Source organism: Marinomonas sp. TW1, from assembly GCF_001625355.1.
GTDB lineage: Bacteria > Pseudomonadota > Gammaproteobacteria > Pseudomonadales > Marinomonadaceae > Marinomonas.
Map to the genome: position 1 here is coordinate 1 of NZ_JSEE01000009.1, position 16,451 is coordinate 16,451.

Here is a 16,451-nt window from a genome sequence, read left to right on the forward strand (position 1 = left end):
TTCGGGCAATGGATCTTGAGCCTTGGTGTTGAGATAACTTGGCTAAAGACAGTTTAAATGCTCTGTGATATTTGGACATAAAAAGACCCCCAGTAATTGGAATGTCCAACTATTGGGGGTCAGTTCAGTTTGAGCCCTTTTTTGTTTTGACTTGATCGCGTCAACCGCTTTGTTAAAGAAGAGCGAAAACAGACACCATTGAGCGTTAGGTTTGAGGTAGCGAATCCGTACCGTATTTGTCTAGCTTGTTGTAGAGGGTTTTGACACTGATGCCAAGTTGCTGCGCCGTGTCGTTACGGTTGCCCTGATTTTCAGCCAGGGTGTTTAAAATGGCCATTTTCTCAATGTCTTCTAGCGGCATACCCGCAGGAATCTGTTGTTGAGCGTCGTTAGTGTCAGTCAAACCATCGGTCACTATGTGCTCGGCTAATATGGTTTGCTCCGCCAAGATGAAGGCACGTTCAATGGTGTGTTTTAACTCACGTACGTTACCGGGCCAGTTGTATTCAGCGATTTTATTGATCGCTTGATCAGACAAGGTTTTATTGGTTTGGTCCTGAGTATTGCGATAGGCCAAAAAGTGCTGGGCAAGACCAACGGCATCGCCTTGACGATTGCGTAGAGGAGGCACCTGAATGGGAAAGTGGGCGAGACGGAAGTATAAATCTTCGCGAAACTTCTCTTCCTCAATGGCGTCTTTGGGTGTTCGGTTTGTTGCGGCGACCACGCGAACATTGGCTTGTTTAAAGCTTTGCGAACCAACAGGACGATATTCGCCAGATTCCAATACTCGTAATAGTTTGGCTTGATGCTCATAGGGCATTTCGGTGACTTCGTCGAGAAAGAGCGTACCGCCCTCGGCTTGTTCAAATACACCGATATGGTCTTTGTGGGCACCAGTAAAAGCGCCTTTGACATGACCAAAGAGTTCACTGTCGATCAATTCAGGGCTTAAGGCGGCGCAGTTCACCGCGATAAAAGGTGCGTCTGATCGTTGGCTAAATAAATGCAAGGTGTTGGCCACCAGTTCTTTGCCCGTGCCGCTCTCACCAATCAAAAAGGTATTGGCGTCACTGGCAGCGACTTTACGTAAAGTGCGATACAGCTGATGCATACAGGGTGATGAGCCAACCAGCAAACCGAATTGATCAAGATAGCTGCTCTGTGGCGACGGTGTTGGTGGCGCTGGATCTAATGACCAAAACAACTCGTTCAGATTGGCCTCGAGTTGCGTGACGTTAAAGGGCGCTCGGTAGTGAACGCCAGCGCCTTGTCGCATTAACTGATCCATGATCCACGACGGCTCTCCTTGGCTAAGGAAAATACATTGCACCTTATCCAAGACAGGGTGTTGGCTTAATGCTTCAAGTTGCTCTTGCTGATCCGCATTGGCTTCAATGATCGCGAGATCACATTGGCTGTCGATCAGTTGGGCTAACCAGCTGTGTCCTTGTTGACTGATATTCAGTTCAAATTGCTGCAGGCTTGGCAAAGCGAGTAACTCACTGGCCAGCTCTGGTTGTTGAATTTGTAAGAATAACTTCGGCGCTGTTTTCATGATTTCCTTTCGTGAGTTTTATGAACTTAGCCAAATGAGATCACAAGGCAAGGGTCTAAGCCTAGATCATAGGCTGTGACTTTGCGCTAACTCTCAGTTTATTCAAACTTGTTTGCACAAAGTTCACCTTTTATTGAAAACGATGTAACCAGAAAGTCAAAATTCTTGCCTCAAAGAGTAAGGCCAACAAAGTAAGACAGATTAATGTTATTGAAACAACATGGGAGGAAAACATGTTGAGATTTTACCGACGTGGCAAACTCGCCATAGACGTTCGTATTCTACAGGATATGGTGTCCATCTGTTATGACGGCATGATGGCCAATTTTGACTTTTGTCGTAAAGCAACAAACACCTTAGATAAACAAGTTTTTCGTCGTTTAGGTGATGTTTTTCAGCTGTATTGCGAAACCATTTGGGACATGATTGAAAAGCATAAATCGCCCAATACAACACATCATCAAGCCGCCAGTGCGTTAAGCGGCTCTGTCGGTGACGCCTATTGGCAAAGCCAGCAAATGCCCCTTGCACAACAACCGCAAAGGTTAATACAAGTGAACCAATATGTGGCTCGTCAATTGGAAAAATTGCTCCAACAAGTCAATACAAAGTCACTGATGAAAGCGCTCACTAAACCACTCTCACAATTAAAAGTGCAGCTGGACAATGCGCAGCGACAGCGCCTGGCTGCGCAGCGAGAAAATCTTACAACAGTGGTGTCGTGACCTAATTGATCATGACTTTATGGTTGATCACACGAAATCGCTTAGTTATTGACTAAGCGATAATCCAATTTACCAATCAATGAGCCGCTTTGATCTTGAGTAGGGACTTGGAATTTGGCGCTGTTCTTAGCCCTTTGCGGTGACACTGTCATTACCACTTGGCCGTTGATCAAAATTTGATATCGCTCAGAAAAGGTAATGGTTACGTCTTCAGAATTCGGACTCTCAAACAAAAAATTGTCTTTTAAACGAATCACTCGGGATTCGCCGCGGACCCATTGACCAATGAGGGGCTGTGCTTTAAAACTGCCTACCGCTTCACTGACCGTGGTTTCAGACAAGAATATACGTACTAGATCACCACTGATCGGCATTTGTTGACGCTCACTTACGCGGGCATTCAGTGCAGCTAATTCCGTATTGGTTTGACTAATGTATGTGCGCAATTGTTGAATGCTGGCTTGCAAAGCTTCACGAGATAATAGATCGGCCTCAATGATTCTTGGTGGCTTATTGGCACTGCCAAGGCGATCATTTAAGGCTTGATAATGCTTTTCGGCACTTTGCTGATATTTGTTTAAATCGGCCAAGTCTTCCGCATAGCCAGTGGCTTTTGCTGGCTCTTTGATATCCACTTGCTGATTGGGTGTCATCAAATCCGTTGCGGTGTCTTGAACTTGGTCAGTGGAGTCTGATTGAGGAGAAAAAATGGGCATCGAGCAAGCGCTCAAAAAGAGCGTTACAAGTAACAGGCCACTACGAAATATTGACATCTAACCGTCCTGACAATTAGGAAAAAATACAGACACCAAGTATGCGGTATGGCGCACTTGATGTCGAGATAAGCCAAGTCGACATCCCAGTCGAATTTGACTAAATAAAGTGTAAAGCTTGTCTGTGATAGGGCTTGAGCCAGTTATTATGCTTGGGATTGATTCCACAGAATGCATTCATCCAAGGTTACCCCTTTGCCACCAAAAATATCCAATGCGCTGCCAATGGTTAAGTCCACTTGACCTGCTGACAATTCATCAACACGCTTTAAATCCTGCAAGGCGCGCGCGCCACCAGCATAAGTGACGGCGACTGGGCAGGCTTTGCCTAGCAGGCTGACTAAATCTTCATCAATGCCCGCTTGCAAACCTTCTACATCGGCCGCGTGAATCAAAAACTCGTCACAATGATTGGCTAATTCCACCAAGTTATCGTGATTGACTTGCGTCGAGGTAATGGTTTGCCAACGATCTGTGGCAATGAACCAGCCGTTTGCAGTGCGTCGGCAGCTTAAATCCAAGACCAAACGGTCTATTCCCGTTTCCCGTTTGATGTTATCAAGACGATCCCAAGAGAATTCGCCATTTTCAAACAAGTAAGACGTCACAATAACGTGAGAAGCGCCAGCGTTTAGATAACTGGCGGCATTGGTATCTTTTACGCCACCGCCATATTGCAAGCCGTTAGGGTAGGCGCGTAAGGCACTCATGACCTCATCTTTATTGCCTTTGCCTAACGCAATCACATGACCCCCCGTTAAACCATGTTCACGGTACAAGCGAGCATAATGCTCCGCATTGTACTCACTGATGAAGTTCTCTGTTGCGCCTTCATCATTGAGGCTGCCGCCAACGATTTGTTTAACCTTACCTTGATGCAAGTCGATACAAGGGCGGAATTGAGTCACATGACACTCCTAAATTTAGCCAAAATAAAACACCCAGTATAGCGGATAAAAACGCACGAAACGATGCCGTAAAGTCACAAATTACAAATCCTGATATACTCTTTGCTATCAATCAAATAGACCAAGAATGAACCGACTATGTTGCAAATATCCCTCGCGGTTGCCATACCCGATGACGAAATCGAATTAACCGCCATTCGTGCACAAGGCGCTGGCGGACAAAACGTCAACAAGGTCTCTTCCGCCATTCATCTGCGTTTCAATGTCGCCAGCTCCTCTTTGCCGGCATTTCATAAAGAGCGCTTACTCGCATTGAAAGACTCTCGTCTTACGAAAGACGGCGATATTGTGATCAAAGCTCAGCAGCATCGTACCCAAGAGCTGAATCGAGAAGACGCTTTAGCACGTCTCAAAGAACTCATCCTAGATGCCATCAAGGTGCAAAAAGCCCGTCGTCCAACCAAACCGACTCGTTCTTCACAGAAGAAGCGTGTTGATAGCAAGAAGAAGAAAGGGCAGATCAAGAGTTTGCGGAAAAGTAATTGGGATTAGATTTTTTCTCTGCCCGCGAGCGTTTTGATGTCTTCTGGTAGGCTTGTTGGGCGGCATTTCCTGCTATTTACTTCTGTATAAAGCTGAGCGGGTTACGTCTTCTTTTTAAACAAGGCGTAGCGCCACAAAGTTTTTTCATTTCAAGTAATGTCAGCAAGGGGCTTATTTCCTTTCGTGCAATCTGGATCGCATCGAGGATTTTCAGCAGAAACTGATGACCTCTGTTTACGTTGATAACGTGTTCTCAAATAACCTTGATACCGTTAAGGCCAGTCTGAAAAATTGTATTCATAATTGGACCCCTTTAAAGAGCCTGTCGCTGCGTTGTTTTTACGAAATTGATTCGGGGATAGCCCCGTTTCTTTTTTAAAGAAATGGCTAAATTGGCTGGCATCGTTATAGCCTAATTGATTGGCTATCGTTTGTATGGAATCAGACGGTTTTTTTAAACGGGTCGTGGCGTCTATCAGCACACGATTATTGATCAGCTGCAATGGCGGTTTTTGTAAGTTGCGTTGGCAAATGGCGTGCAGTCGATCATAGGTGACATTAAGCTCCTGACAATAATAACGGACGGGCTTACGGTTTTTAAATTCGATTTCAACAAGCTGTCTAAAGCGCTGTAGCACCAGTTCATCTGGTGAGTCGTTTAACTTGATGGATTGAATATTCGTCAGCCGGTAAGTATTGATGAGTAAAATGCGAATAATGGCACAAATGATGGTTTGAGAGCGGTTCTTGGTGAAGCTTATTTCTAAATTAAGCAGTTTTAATAGAGGTAAGAAAACGTCATTAACATCGTTTTTTTGACATTGGGTAAGAGTAAGTTGTTGCATTAATATTTCTAGTTTGGTGCTGTCTAATTCTGTTCCCATGACCAAGTTTGTCAATTCATTACTGTAGCCAATGAGCCAAATTTGACTGCCAGCGGGCACTAAGATCTTCGCGCTGGCTTTGTGTGGGAGGCAAAAAATAGAGGGGCCCAAGACATTGTGTTGTTCGTCTTCATAGACGATAGAAATGTCGCCTCGCTGTACCACACCAATCAAATTAAAGTCGGTAAAATTTCCGCTGCCAGCACTAAAAGTACGAGCTTGCAGTCCCGGTTGGATCTCTTCGAAGCGCACCATAGAGCCAATTATGTTCGTCAGCATTTTCTAACCTTTTATGAAAAACACCCATTAACAAACCATTATTTAACAATAATAACCCATAAATTGACATTTTTATCGGAAGGATAGCTGTTAATCTTTTGTTACTAGCTCATCTACCTACAAAAAAATCTAATAACAGGGAGCATGACATTTTGAATATTGCCAGTGACAGTTTGGGAACTCGCCCTGTTCCTGAAGTGAATTTGTTTGTCGATGGTCAACACCAGCCAGCGATGAATGGAGGCTACTTTGATCGTCTAGATCCGAGCAATGATCTAGTGGCTTCTCACGTGGCTTGTGGTCGACGTGAAGACGCGGAGCATATGGTCGCGGTGGCGACGGCGAGTTTTCCTGCTTGGTCTGCTACTCAGGTTGAGGAGCGAGCCGCCATTTTACAACGTGCTAAATCTCTGATGCCGAAATATCGTGATCGTTTTGCTGACTGTATGTTGAGAGAGATTGGCGCGACACAGGAATGGGTCGATTTTAATATTAAAGTGGCGATAGAGGCCATTGATGCTGCGGTGGATCTCGCGGTTTTTCATCAAGCCAAAAAATGCTCAGCAGAAACCGCTTCAGTACCCTCACAACAAAGTGCATTTCATCAAACTAAAGACTCTTACATTGTTCGCAAACCTGCTGGTGTTTGTCTTGCTATTGCGCCATGGAATGCACCAATTGTATTGGGCATGAGGGCCGTTGTCTTTCCACTTGCCTTTGGTAATACCGTGATCTTGAAGGCCTCTGAGCTGTCTCCCGGCACCCATGTGTTATTAGCTGAGTTGCTTCATGAAGCCGGTATTCCTGAAGGGGTGATCGGGGCGATGACGAATGCCTCAGAACATTCTGAAGAAGTGATTACCAGTTTGATTTCAAACCCATCGGTACGTCGAGTGAATTTTACCGGTTCAACGCGAGTAGGAAGAATTATCGCGGGTATTGCTGCCAAACACCTCAAGCGTTGTCTCTTAGAACTCGGTGGTAAGTCACCATTAATTGTACTGAAGGACGCCAATTTAGCACTGGCTGCCAAAGAAGCTGCTTACGGTGCGTTTTTGAATCAAGGCCAAATTTGTATGGCAACGGACAGGATCATCGTTGAGCAAAGCATTGCCGATGAATTCATTGCTCTAGTGACGGATATCGCCGCTCAATTGGTGGCGGGAGACCCACGCCGTAAAGGTGTAAAACTGGGGCCTGTTGCCAGCCCTTCGGTTGCCTCGCGGTTGTCTGCTCTGATTGATGATGCCGTAGATAAAGGCGCCACGCTACTAACAGGAGCGTCCCGACGTGGTCAATTTATAGACGCAACGCTGCTTGATCATATCACCCCCATGATGCGCATTTATTCAGAAGAATGCTTTGGTCCTATTGCGGGTATCTATCGCGTTGACTCCCCAGAAGAAGCCATTACGGTAGCGAATAATTGTGAGTATGGCTTAGCGGCGGCACTTTTCACGAAGGATTTGCCGTTCGCAGAAACCTTAGCAAACCAGCTTGAATCTGGCATCTGTCACATTAATGGTGCCACGGTAAAAGATGATCCTTACATGCCTTTTGGTGGGCTGAAGTCAAGCGGCTATGGTCGTTTTGGCAGTGACGCCTGCGTCGATGAGTTTACCGAGGTGCGCTGGATTACAGTAAACCGACAGACTTAAGTGCCGTGTTTTCAGGAACATGACATTAAGTGAATAACAATACCTTAACCAAAAAAATAACAAGAGGTTTTCATGAAAAGTAATAAACGAAATCGCCTTAATATTGGATTAACCAAGTTACTGGCTCCTGCATTAGTGGCGACTGGCTTGATCGTATCTGGCCATGTCGTCGCAGCAGACGAGGATACCATTAATATTGGCTTCATTAGTCCAAGGACCGGACCACTTGCTAGCTTTGGTAAAACCGATGGCTTTGTTTTAGAGCAAGCGCGCAAAGCCTTAGCGGATGGTATGACCATTCAGGGAAAGCATTATAAGGTCAACATTCTTGATCGTGATAGCCAATCTGACCCTGCTCGAGCGGGACAACTCGCGAAAGAGCTAATCAACCAAGGGGTGGATTTAATGCTGGCGGTTTCAACCCCAGAAGTCATTAATCCAGTTGCCGATGCCGGCGAAGCCGCAGGCGTTCCTACCTTATCGACTGTGATGCCGTGGGAAGCTTGGTATTACGGTCGTGGTGCCAAACCGGGTCAGCCAAGTCCGTTCAAGTGGACTTATCATTTTGGTTTTGGGACAGGAGAGTTTTACCAAACCTACATGTCTCAATGGGCATTACTCGATACCAATAAAAAAGTGGGTGTGATGTACCCAAATGATGCGGATGGCAGTGCCATTCGTGGGGCGTTAGTGCCACGCTTTAAGGAAGCTGGTTATACCGTAATAGACCCTGGTGCATACGAAACGGGGACAACGGACTTTTCCAGTCAGATTGCAAAGTTCAAAGCTGAAAACGTTGAAATTATTAATACCTTCCCAATTCCACCTGATTTTGCCGCTTTCTGGCGTCAAGCAGCACAACAGGGGCTGAATCGTCAGGTAAAAATCATCCAAGTGGCTAAGACGGGATTGTTTCCTGCTGACATTGAAGTGCTAGGGTCATTGGGGCCAAAAATTGCTTCGGCCGCCTATTGGCATAAAAGCTTTCCATATACCTCTACCTTAACAGGACAAAATGGTACGCAGCTGGCGAATTTATGGGAAAAGGAAACGGGTGAGCAATGGACTCAGCAGTTAGGAGCGACTTTATCTCTGTTGGATGCTGCCACGGAGTCCTTAAAGCAAGCTAAAAATCCAAAGTCACACGCGGATGTTCGTGATGCGATTGCTTCATTGAACGTGACGACTATCGGCGGAAAAGTCGACTTTACCTCTGGTCCCGTTCCGAATGTCTCACCTGGTCCGATTATTGGCGCTCAGTGGGTGAAGGGCACAGGAAAACACAAATTGGATTATGTGATTACGGAAAATGTAACAGATACAAATGTCCCTGTAAGTCACAAGCTTCTTCCGTACAACCGCTAGGAGCGATTCCGTGGAAAATATCACTTATTCACAATTACAGGCGACAGGAATTCATAAGTCTTTCGGTCGAGTGCAAGTGTTGAATGGAATTGATTTCGCCATGGACACCAACGATGCCATTGGCATCGTTGGACCCAATGGGGCAGGAAAGTCTACCTTATTGAGTGTTTTGTCGGGAGCTCAGGCTCCAACCAAAGGCGAGATTATTCTAAATAATCAAACGATTACTCATTCTCCGGCGCGGCAACGTGCCAAGCAGGGGTTAGTGAGAACCCATCAAATCCCCAAACCCTTTTCAGGCATTACTGTGTTTGAAAATGTTTTTGTCGCTGCGATTCATGCGGCAACCAATAATCGTGAAGAGGCTTACGACATCGCGTTAGAGTCCATTAAGTTATGCGGTATGCTACCGCTTGCTAATCGAGATGCAGACAGCATCGGTCTGTTAGACCGTAAGCGTTTGGAGTTAGCTCGTGCCTTGGCGACGCAACCTAAGCTTTTGTTTCTGGATGAAATCGGTGGCGGCCTTACAGAGGCGGAAGCCCTAGCGTTAGTGGATACCATTTTGACCTTAAAAGAGCGTGGTATTGGCATCGTTTGGATCGAACATATTGTCCATATTTTGCTGCGTGTCGTAAAACGTCTCATCTGTATGGACAGCGGCCAGATCATTGCTCAGGGTGACCCACAAGCTGTGATGTCTGATCAAGCCGTAATACGAGCTTACATGGGGGGAAGCATTGATGTTGTCGGTTAAAGATTTAGATGTACGTTACGGGCAATTTAGAGCAGTACGCGACGTCTCCTTAGAAGTACAGCAAGGCGAAACGATCGCGTTAATCGGTGCCAATGGTGCTGGCAAATCCACTATGTTAAGAGCCATTGCAGGCGCATTACCAATTCATTCTGGCACCTTGTCTTTTAAACATCGCACCATGACGCACTTGCCTTCTTGTGATCGAGTCAAACACGGTTTGTCATTGGTGCCCGAAGGCCGTCGTTTGTTCGCAGAGATGACCATCGAAGAGAATTTATTATTAGGAAAGTCCGTTAATAGGTCGGGAGACTGGGATCTTGATCGGGTATTTGAAACCTTCCCTAATTTGGTCAAACGCCGTCATGCCAAAGCGGGCAGTTTATCGGGTGGCGAGCAACAAGCAACCGCCATTGGACGCTCCTTGATGTCCAATCCCGAGCTGCTTATTTTGGATGAGGTGAGTTTAGGCTTATCTCCTCTCGTTGTGGACCAAGTGTATGCCTCCATAGAAACACTGCGTGAGACGGGTACCACCATTATCTTAGTGGAGCAGGCATTAGATAGGGCAATCACCTTTGCTAAACGAGCGATTTGTATGCTGGAAGGTCGAATCGTGTTGGATAAGCCCACAGAAAATACCAACCGTGATGAAATTACTCAGGCCTATTTTGGTTTGCAAGAAAATGCACCGCAGGAGGTCTCATGATCAATAGTCTCGTACAAGCAATTTTGTTGGGTGGCTATTATGCGCTTATTGCCTGTGGCCTTGCCTTCATGTTTCAAGTCATGCGCATCATCAATTTAGCTCACGGCTCACTGGCCATTTTAAGTGCTTATATGGTGTGGATGATGACCGAGGCTTTAGCCTTATCCCCTTTTACGTCTTTGTTAATGGTATTGCCCATCATGGCGATGATTGGTTGGCTGCTGCAACGCGCTATTTTAGAACGTGCAACTAAGGGGGGAGAGTTATTGCCCGTGTTGAGTACCTTTGGTCTCTCGATTGTGATTGATAACCTATTGTTCCAACACTTTGGTGCGAACACTCGTACCCTAGCGTCCTATGTTGGCGATTTAAGTTGGGAGTCCTATCAATTGTTTGATCTGTGGATTGGTAAGTTACCCATCCTTATTTTTGCTACCGCGATCATCGTCATTGGTGGACTGGATTTGGTATTACGCTTTACCTCTCTTGGGCGACAAATTCGAGCGACGGCTTTTGATCCAGACACCGCGGGACTGGTCGGCATTGATGCGCGAAAAACGGCGGCGATTGCCGCAGCGATTGCCATGATGACGGTGGCCATTTCGGGCAGTGCATTAGGGTTACGAGGTACTTTCGATGCCTATGCCGGCGCACCACAACTCTTGTTTGCGTTTGAAGCAACCATTATTGGCGGTGTGGGGTCTTTATGGGGGGTATTGCTTGGCGGCATTATATTGGCGATAGCACAAAGTGTTGGTGCTTTGATTCACCCACAGGGTTTTCTGTTAGGCGGTCACTTCGTTTTCTTATTGTTTTTATTCGCCAGAATTTACCTCAATCGTGACTTTTTAACCTTAAGACATTGGCTCGGAAACAAGAGTAAAGGTGAATCGCTATGAGTATTAAACGGTCAAATGCCTATTCCAAGGTGACCATTATGGCAGTCATGCTGTTATTGATGGTGCTAGTGATTACACCATTTACCGCATCAGACAATGTGTTAGAACGGCTCACGGTACTGTTTATTTACATCATCATGGCTGCCATGTGGAATACCTTAGCGGGGTTTGGTGGCTTGGTGTCCATTGGCCAGCAGTTGTTTTTTGGCTTGGGAGCCTATGCCACTATCCGTTTGGCCCATCTAGGTATGCCTCCTTTTGTCGCTGTATTCATCGCAGCCGTTCTGGTCGGCTTGCTTAGTTGGCCGATTTCTAAGTTCATGTTGCGCTTAAAAGCGGCTGAATTTGGTATTGGCATGTGGGTACTCGCTTCGGTTGGGCATTTATTGGTGAACCTTGATCCCTTAATACAAGGGGAAACAGGGACCTCATTGATTTCACTTAATGCTTATCAAATAGAAACACGTCGCGTGTTGATTTACCTTGCTGCGTTAATTTGCATGTCAGGGTTGTTGATCGGGCTTTTTTACCTGTTGCGTTCAAAAGCTGGCATTGCCATGCAAGCCATTCGTGACAACGAAGAAGCGGCAGACTCGATCGGTGTCGATGCTCAAACCGTGAAAAAGTGGTTCTTTATTTTTGCCGCTTTTGGCACCGCAGTGGCTGGCGCCTTGTGGTTAGCGCAGGCGTCATCTTTCCAACCTAAAACGTATTTTTCCGTGCAATGGACCGCTTACATGATTTTCATGGTGCTGGTCGGTGGAATCGGACGTTTTGAAGGTGCGATTCTCGGAGCCTTACTGTTTTTTGCTGTAGAAACATGGTTTGCCGATACGGGTGTTTGGTATCTGGTGGGCTTGGGGGCCGTTGCTGTGTTGTGTTCTTTATTTTTACCTAAGGGGCTATGGGGCGCGATTGAGTCGCGTTTGGGGCTGCGTCTGATTCCAGTGGGGTATCAAGTAACAGAAGAAACGTTAAAACCAATTAAGTCCTAATGATTAAAATAAAAAGTAGGAGTTAGCGATGATGTTATTCGGAAAAACGATCGTAGTGACTGGCGTGGCCAGTGGTATTGGACGGCGTACTGCAGAGCTTGCCGCGCAAATGGGTGCCGAAGTGATTGGCATTGACCTGGTGAAACCCGAACAAGTGATTGGGCGTTTTATCGAAGCCGATATTTCCTCACAAGCGGGTGTGAAGCAACTCATTATTCAGCTGCCAGATGATATTGATGCACTGTGCAATGTGGCTGGAGTATCAGGTCAATCTGGTGCTGCGACGACACTGGCGATTAATTTCTTTGGTCTGAGAGCGTTGACGGAAGGTCTGATTTCGAAGCTTCGTACCGGTGGTAGCGTCGTCAATGTCGCGTCTATTGCGGGCTTTGGCTGGAGAGAAAACAGTCAGCGCGCCACGGCTATTGCTAAGTTAGCGGGGTTTCCTGATGCCCATCAGGTGGTAAAGGATTTTGATATCCCAAATGACGCGGGTTACCCGATTTCAAAGGAAATCCTTTTGGTATGGACCATGCTGGCTAGCCATCAAGAATCGTTTAGATCGCGCCACATTCGTGTCAACGCGGTCTCTCCAGGCCCTGTAGAAACACCTATCTTGACTCAATTTCGGCAAGTGCTAGGTGACGAGCGAGTGAATTCCGATGTCGAACGTGTAGGGCGTGCTGGTCATGCTGGGGACATCGCTCCGGCCATTCTCTTTTTGTGTTCTGACGCGGCGCGCTGGGTTAATGGCAATAATCTTGCCACTGACGGCGGTCTAGAAGCCTCGTTAACCATTGAACAATTCAACTTATAACCTTTAATTCCTAGAAAGGAGTCGTGTGATGACAACCGTTTTATTCAGCATTGGTGGTAAAGACCGTGCGGCAAGTAATGCAAAAATCTATTCCCGTTTAGATCCAGTGACCAGAGAGGTGGCTTCTGTCTGCGCCGCGGCTTCGGTGGACGATGTGACAAGCGTGACCAAAGCAGCCGATGATGCGTTTGCGAACTGGTCGACAGTGGGGCCCTCTGAGCGTCGAGCTCTGTTAAATAAAGCCGCTGATATTATGGAATCAAAAGCGGATGATTTTATTGGTGCCATGATCACGGAAACCGGAGCAACCGGTCCTTGGGCTGGCTTTAATGTCATGTTAGCGGCTGGCCATATTCGCGAAGCGGCGGCCTTAACCACACAAGTGGGTGGGGAAGTGATTCCAGCGAATAAACCGGGCACCTTGGCGATGGCTGTCAATAAACCAAAAGGCGTTTGCTTGGCGATAGCACCTTGGAATGCTCCGGTTATTCTTGGTGCACGTGCGATTGCTACGCCACTGGCCTGTGGTAATACCGTCATTCTTAAAAGCTCAGAGTTTTGCCCACAGACTCATCGATTAATCATTGATTGCTTTCTTGAAGCCGGTTTCCCTGCTGGGGTGGTTAATTTGTTATCAAATGACCCAAGTGATGCGGCAGAGATAGTGAAGGCCTTGATTGAAGCGCCAGAAGTTCGCCATGTGAACTTTACAGGGTCCAGCCCAGTAGGGCGCATAATTGGTCGCTTAGCGGGTGAAAACTTAAAGCCAGCTTTGCTTGAATTGGGTGGCAAAGCGCCATTGGTCGTGCTTTCCGATGCTGACATTGAGGGCGCGGTGAACGCGGCTATCTTTGGTGCTTTTATGAACCAAGGACAAATCTGCATGTCGACAGAACGCTTGATTGTGGATGACAGTATTGCCGACGAGTTTGTTGCTCAACTTGCTCAAAAAGCATCGAAATTACCTTGGGGGAACCCTCGTGATCAGGTCGTTCTTGGCTCTTTGGTAAACCCTGAGTCGGCGGATAAAATGCACCAATTAATTGACGATGCGGTATCAAAAGGGGCTAAGTTAGTGTGTGGTGGTGAAAGCGACGGTGCGATTTTCTCCGCGACTTTATTGGATGGTGTCAATGATAAAATGCGCATTTACAGTGAAGAAAGTTTTGGCCCAGTTAAGTCGATCATACGAGTCAATGGCGATGCCGAAGCCATCAAGGTAGCGAATGATAGTGAGTATGGCTTATCGGCGGCTTTGTTCTCGCAAAACATGAATCGAGCGCTCGCTTGTGCGAATGCGATTAAAAGCGGTATTTGTCATATCAATGGGCCAACTCTGGCGGACGAACCACAAATGCCGTTTGGCGGCGTAGCAGATTCCGGCTATGGTCGGTTTGGTGGTAAAGCAGGGATTGCTGAGTTTACCGATCTTCGTTGGATTACCATTGAAGACCCAAAACAGCATTACCCTTTTTAATCAGTCGCGACTAACCTTGATATAGGTTGCTACTTTAAGTCATGATCAAAACGCCCGATGTGCTTCGTCGGGCGTTTTGTCTTTTATGAGGGAATGGAATGAGTGAAAAAGTCAAACAGGCCTTGTGTTGGTTGAAAAACCTACTTGAGAATGAGCAAGTGACGTATCAAATGGTGGGTGGCTTAGCGGCAAGGCTCCACGGTGGTCAGCGTGAAATCGCCGACATCGATCTTTATATCCACAATCACGACGCCAATAAAATATTACCTCATGTGAAACCCTTTATATCCAAGCCTTTAGCTCATCATATGGAATATGGCTGGGATCTCGAGTATTTTCAGTTGATATACCATGGTCAAAAAATTGAAATTGGCCTCTCTCAAAATACTAAAATACAGTCCCATAAAGATGGCTCGTGGCATCCGCTTGAGATCCATTTTTCAGAATCAATCTATAAAACGTATCAAGGTATTGAACTGCCTGTTATGCCAGTTCAACAGTTAATCGAATACAAGGGAATATTAGCTAGGGAAGTGGATCAAATTGACATAAAAGAGTTGATTTTGATTACATCTGGTGACCATTTACACGATTAAAGCCTTCATAATCATACCGATTAAAAGGGTGAGTCTTATCATTAATCTTTAAGCGTCATGTTATTTCAATGAACAAAACGACGATGAGGTGAATAGAATGCAAACTGAAAAGTACGATCAAGCTCAAATTCAAGCGCTTCTGGTTGAGCTCAATCAAGCGCATTCGGGTTGGCATTTAGAAGAAGGTAAAATCACCAAGCAGTTTGTGTTTGCGGATTTTGTCACCGCTTTTGGTTTTATGTCTATGGTGGCCCTATACGCGGAGAAAATGGATCATCACCCAGAATGGTTTAATGTTTACAGTAAGGTGAAAGTCCAACTGACCACGCACGATGTGTCTGGTATCTCTGAGAAAGACGTTCGGTTGGCAAAGCACATGGATGCTTGTGCCGCTTCTCTAACAGAGGCTTGATTGATTTAACCGAAGAGTAAACCTCTGAGCATTAATTTTCTTTCGGGTCGGGCCTGCTTGCACTCTGGTTAAGGCAGGACTAAATTATTACGGTAAAAATCATCAACGTGAATGACTTGATATAGCTTAAGGGTGATTATGAGTCTAGTTTGTTTGCTTTACGCAAGTACCATTAGTGAGAATTTTTCCCCTGAGGACATAAAGCAGATTCTGTCCTCTGCTGAGCGAAATAATGCTAAGCAGCATGTCACTGGCATGTTATCTTTTAATCGTCAGTATTTTTTACAGTGCCTCGAAGGTTCCCGTGAGCAGGTTAACGAAATATACCACCGTATTGCTCGTGATCCGCGACATCAGAGGCTTGAAATTCTTGATTATCAAGCCATTCCTAAGCGATCGTTTTCGGAATGGCACATGGGCTATTTGCAAGACACCCAGACCTTGTCCGAACTGTTTTATCAGTACAGTTCAAATGATCAATTCGACCCCTACACTATGTCGCCAGAAGGAGCCTTCTTATTATTGTTAGATATTAAGGCGGAAATACAGAAAGCTCTGCAAGCGTCATAATTCATTAGGTAAAACATAAGACGGTTAGGGGATGAGTTCAGGGCAAGGCGTGACCGCTTTAAGCAAATTCGTTGTCTTGAACGACCAATATAAAAGGAAGCATTGAGGTCGATATTATGAAGATAACGGAAAGAACAGACGAAGACATTTTTAGCATTGCCAAGCCAATGATTGATGACGTGATCAAGGGATCAAATGCCAAGGATTGGACGCTCTTCTCTAAATACCAAACGGACGAAGAATTATACGATCCAGATAACAGAAAGAATGTTGAGGCTCACTGGCAGAAGAGTGAGTTTCTGACCAGTTTGGATTTAGAATGGCAGCCACTTACGATTTTACGACGTGGCGACATTGCTACTTTGGTTTGGAAGCAAACCAGCACCAAGGTTGAAGGCGAAGTATTGGCTTGCTATTCGATCCAGCAAATCGGTCAAGACGTGAAAGAGGTCGGCTTTCGCATTCTTTAGAACAGAGGCATTGAATTAGGGAACCTAACGCTTTTCTGTTTGTCCTTTATAAGAAGATA

At 45.9% G+C, this 16,451-nt stretch carries 18 protein-coding genes; 14 read left to right on the plus strand and 4 right to left on the minus strand.

All coding sequences use genetic code 11. The features are described from left to right. Positions 1-205: 205 nt before the first annotated feature. On the minus strand, positions 206-1,558 hold the full coding sequence (locus OA79_RS09395; RefSeq protein ID WP_063332982.1) for a sigma-54 interaction domain-containing protein: 1,353 nt from the start codon (positions 1,556-1,558) through the stop codon (positions 206-208). 233 nt (positions 1,559-1,791) lie between these two features. Between OA79_RS09395 and OA79_RS09400 the strand changes: the two genes are divergently transcribed. Beyond that, complete coding sequence (locus OA79_RS09400; protein ID WP_063332983.1) at positions 1,792-2,283, plus strand: hypothetical protein; 492 nt, start codon at positions 1,792-1,794, stop codon at positions 2,281-2,283. A 41-nt stretch (positions 2,284-2,324) separates the two neighbouring features. Here the strand turns inward: OA79_RS09400 and OA79_RS09405 are convergent, their stop codons facing one another. Both OA79_RS09405 and hisA read right to left on the minus strand, forming a co-directional pair. Further along, positions 2,325-3,056, minus strand: coding sequence for a hypothetical protein (locus tag OA79_RS09405; protein WP_063332984.1), 732 nt, complete (start codon positions 3,054-3,056; stop codon positions 2,325-2,327). A gap of 146 nt (positions 3,057-3,202) precedes the next feature. Continuing rightward, positions 3,203-3,964, minus strand: a complete 762-nt coding sequence (hisA, locus tag OA79_RS09410) for a phosphoribosylformimino-5-aminoimidazole carboxamide ribotide isomerase (RefSeq protein WP_063332985.1) — start codon at positions 3,962-3,964, stop codon at positions 3,203-3,205. A gap of 138 nt (positions 3,965-4,102) precedes the next feature. Here hisA and arfB point away from each other — a divergent pair, with 138 nt between their 5' ends. Continuing rightward, positions 4,103-4,516 carry an alternative ribosome rescue aminoacyl-tRNA hydrolase ArfB gene (arfB, locus tag OA79_RS09415; protein ID WP_063332986.1) on the plus strand — a complete coding sequence of 138 codons (414 nt, stop codon included), beginning with the start codon at positions 4,103-4,105 and terminating at the stop codon, positions 4,514-4,516. 263 nt (positions 4,517-4,779) lie between these two features. Here the strand turns inward: arfB and OA79_RS09420 are convergent, their stop codons facing one another. Continuing rightward, positions 4,780-5,670: a helix-turn-helix domain-containing protein gene (locus tag OA79_RS09420; protein ID WP_063332987.1), complete on the minus strand. Its 891-nt coding sequence runs from the start codon at positions 5,668-5,670 to the stop codon at positions 4,780-4,782. 152 nt (positions 5,671-5,822) lie between these two features. On the opposite strand from OA79_RS09420, the gene OA79_RS09425 reads away from it, so the two are divergent. The 12 genes from OA79_RS09425 (at position 5,823) to OA79_RS09480 (ending at position 16,392) form a co-directional block, all read left to right on the plus strand. Next, entirely contained in the window at positions 5,823-7,328 is a 1,506-nt protein-coding gene (locus tag OA79_RS09425; RefSeq protein WP_082825436.1) for an aldehyde dehydrogenase, read from the plus strand. A gap of 72 nt (positions 7,329-7,400) precedes the next feature. Next, positions 7,401-8,693 carry an ABC transporter substrate-binding protein gene (locus OA79_RS09430; RefSeq protein ID WP_063332988.1) on the plus strand — a complete coding sequence of 431 codons (1,293 nt, stop codon included), beginning with the start codon at positions 7,401-7,403 and terminating at the stop codon, positions 8,691-8,693. Positions 8,694-8,703: 10 nt separating this feature from the next. Next, positions 8,704-9,450: an ABC transporter ATP-binding protein gene (locus tag OA79_RS09435; protein ID WP_063332989.1), complete on the plus strand. Its 747-nt coding sequence runs from the start codon at positions 8,704-8,706 to the stop codon at positions 9,448-9,450. Continuing rightward, positions 9,437-10,156 carry an ABC transporter ATP-binding protein gene (locus OA79_RS09440; RefSeq protein WP_063332990.1) on the plus strand — a complete coding sequence of 240 codons (720 nt, stop codon included), beginning with the start codon at positions 9,437-9,439 and terminating at the stop codon, positions 10,154-10,156. The genes OA79_RS09435 and OA79_RS09440 overlap by 14 nt, the downstream gene beginning before the upstream one ends. Further along, positions 10,153-11,055: a branched-chain amino acid ABC transporter permease gene (locus tag OA79_RS09445; protein WP_063332991.1), complete on the plus strand. Its 903-nt coding sequence runs from the start codon at positions 10,153-10,155 to the stop codon at positions 11,053-11,055. Before OA79_RS09440 ends, OA79_RS09445 begins: the two co-directional genes overlap by 4 nt. Next, on the plus strand, positions 11,052-12,050 hold the full coding sequence (locus tag OA79_RS09450; protein WP_063332992.1) for a branched-chain amino acid ABC transporter permease: 999 nt from the start codon (positions 11,052-11,054) through the stop codon (positions 12,048-12,050). Before OA79_RS09445 ends, OA79_RS09450 begins: the two co-directional genes overlap by 4 nt. 28 nt (positions 12,051-12,078) lie before the next feature. Continuing rightward, positions 12,079-12,867: a coniferyl-alcohol dehydrogenase gene (locus tag OA79_RS09455; RefSeq protein WP_197465383.1), complete on the plus strand. Its 789-nt coding sequence runs from the start codon at positions 12,079-12,081 to the stop codon at positions 12,865-12,867. A 28-nt stretch (positions 12,868-12,895) separates the two neighbouring features. Continuing rightward, a complete protein-coding gene (locus OA79_RS09460; RefSeq protein WP_063332993.1) occupies positions 12,896-14,344 on the plus strand; it encodes an aldehyde dehydrogenase in 1,449 nt (482 codons plus the stop codon). A gap of 98 nt (positions 14,345-14,442) precedes the next feature. Then, the gene (locus tag OA79_RS09465; protein WP_063332994.1) at positions 14,443-14,940 is read left to right on the plus strand and encodes a hypothetical protein; all 498 of its coding nucleotides are present in this window, start codon (positions 14,443-14,445) and stop codon (positions 14,938-14,940) included. 97 nt (positions 14,941-15,037) lie between these two features. After that, complete coding sequence (locus OA79_RS09470) at positions 15,038-15,352, plus strand: 4a-hydroxytetrahydrobiopterin dehydratase (protein ID WP_063332995.1); 315 nt, start codon at positions 15,038-15,040, stop codon at positions 15,350-15,352. A gap of 138 nt (positions 15,353-15,490) precedes the next feature. Further along, positions 15,491-15,922, plus strand: a complete 432-nt coding sequence (locus OA79_RS09475) for a BLUF domain-containing protein (protein ID WP_063332996.1) — start codon at positions 15,491-15,493, stop codon at positions 15,920-15,922. A gap of 116 nt (positions 15,923-16,038) precedes the next feature. Then, positions 16,039-16,392, plus strand: a complete 354-nt coding sequence (locus tag OA79_RS09480) for a hypothetical protein (protein WP_063332997.1) — start codon at positions 16,039-16,041, stop codon at positions 16,390-16,392. The last annotated feature ends 59 nt before the right edge of the window (positions 16,393-16,451 follow it).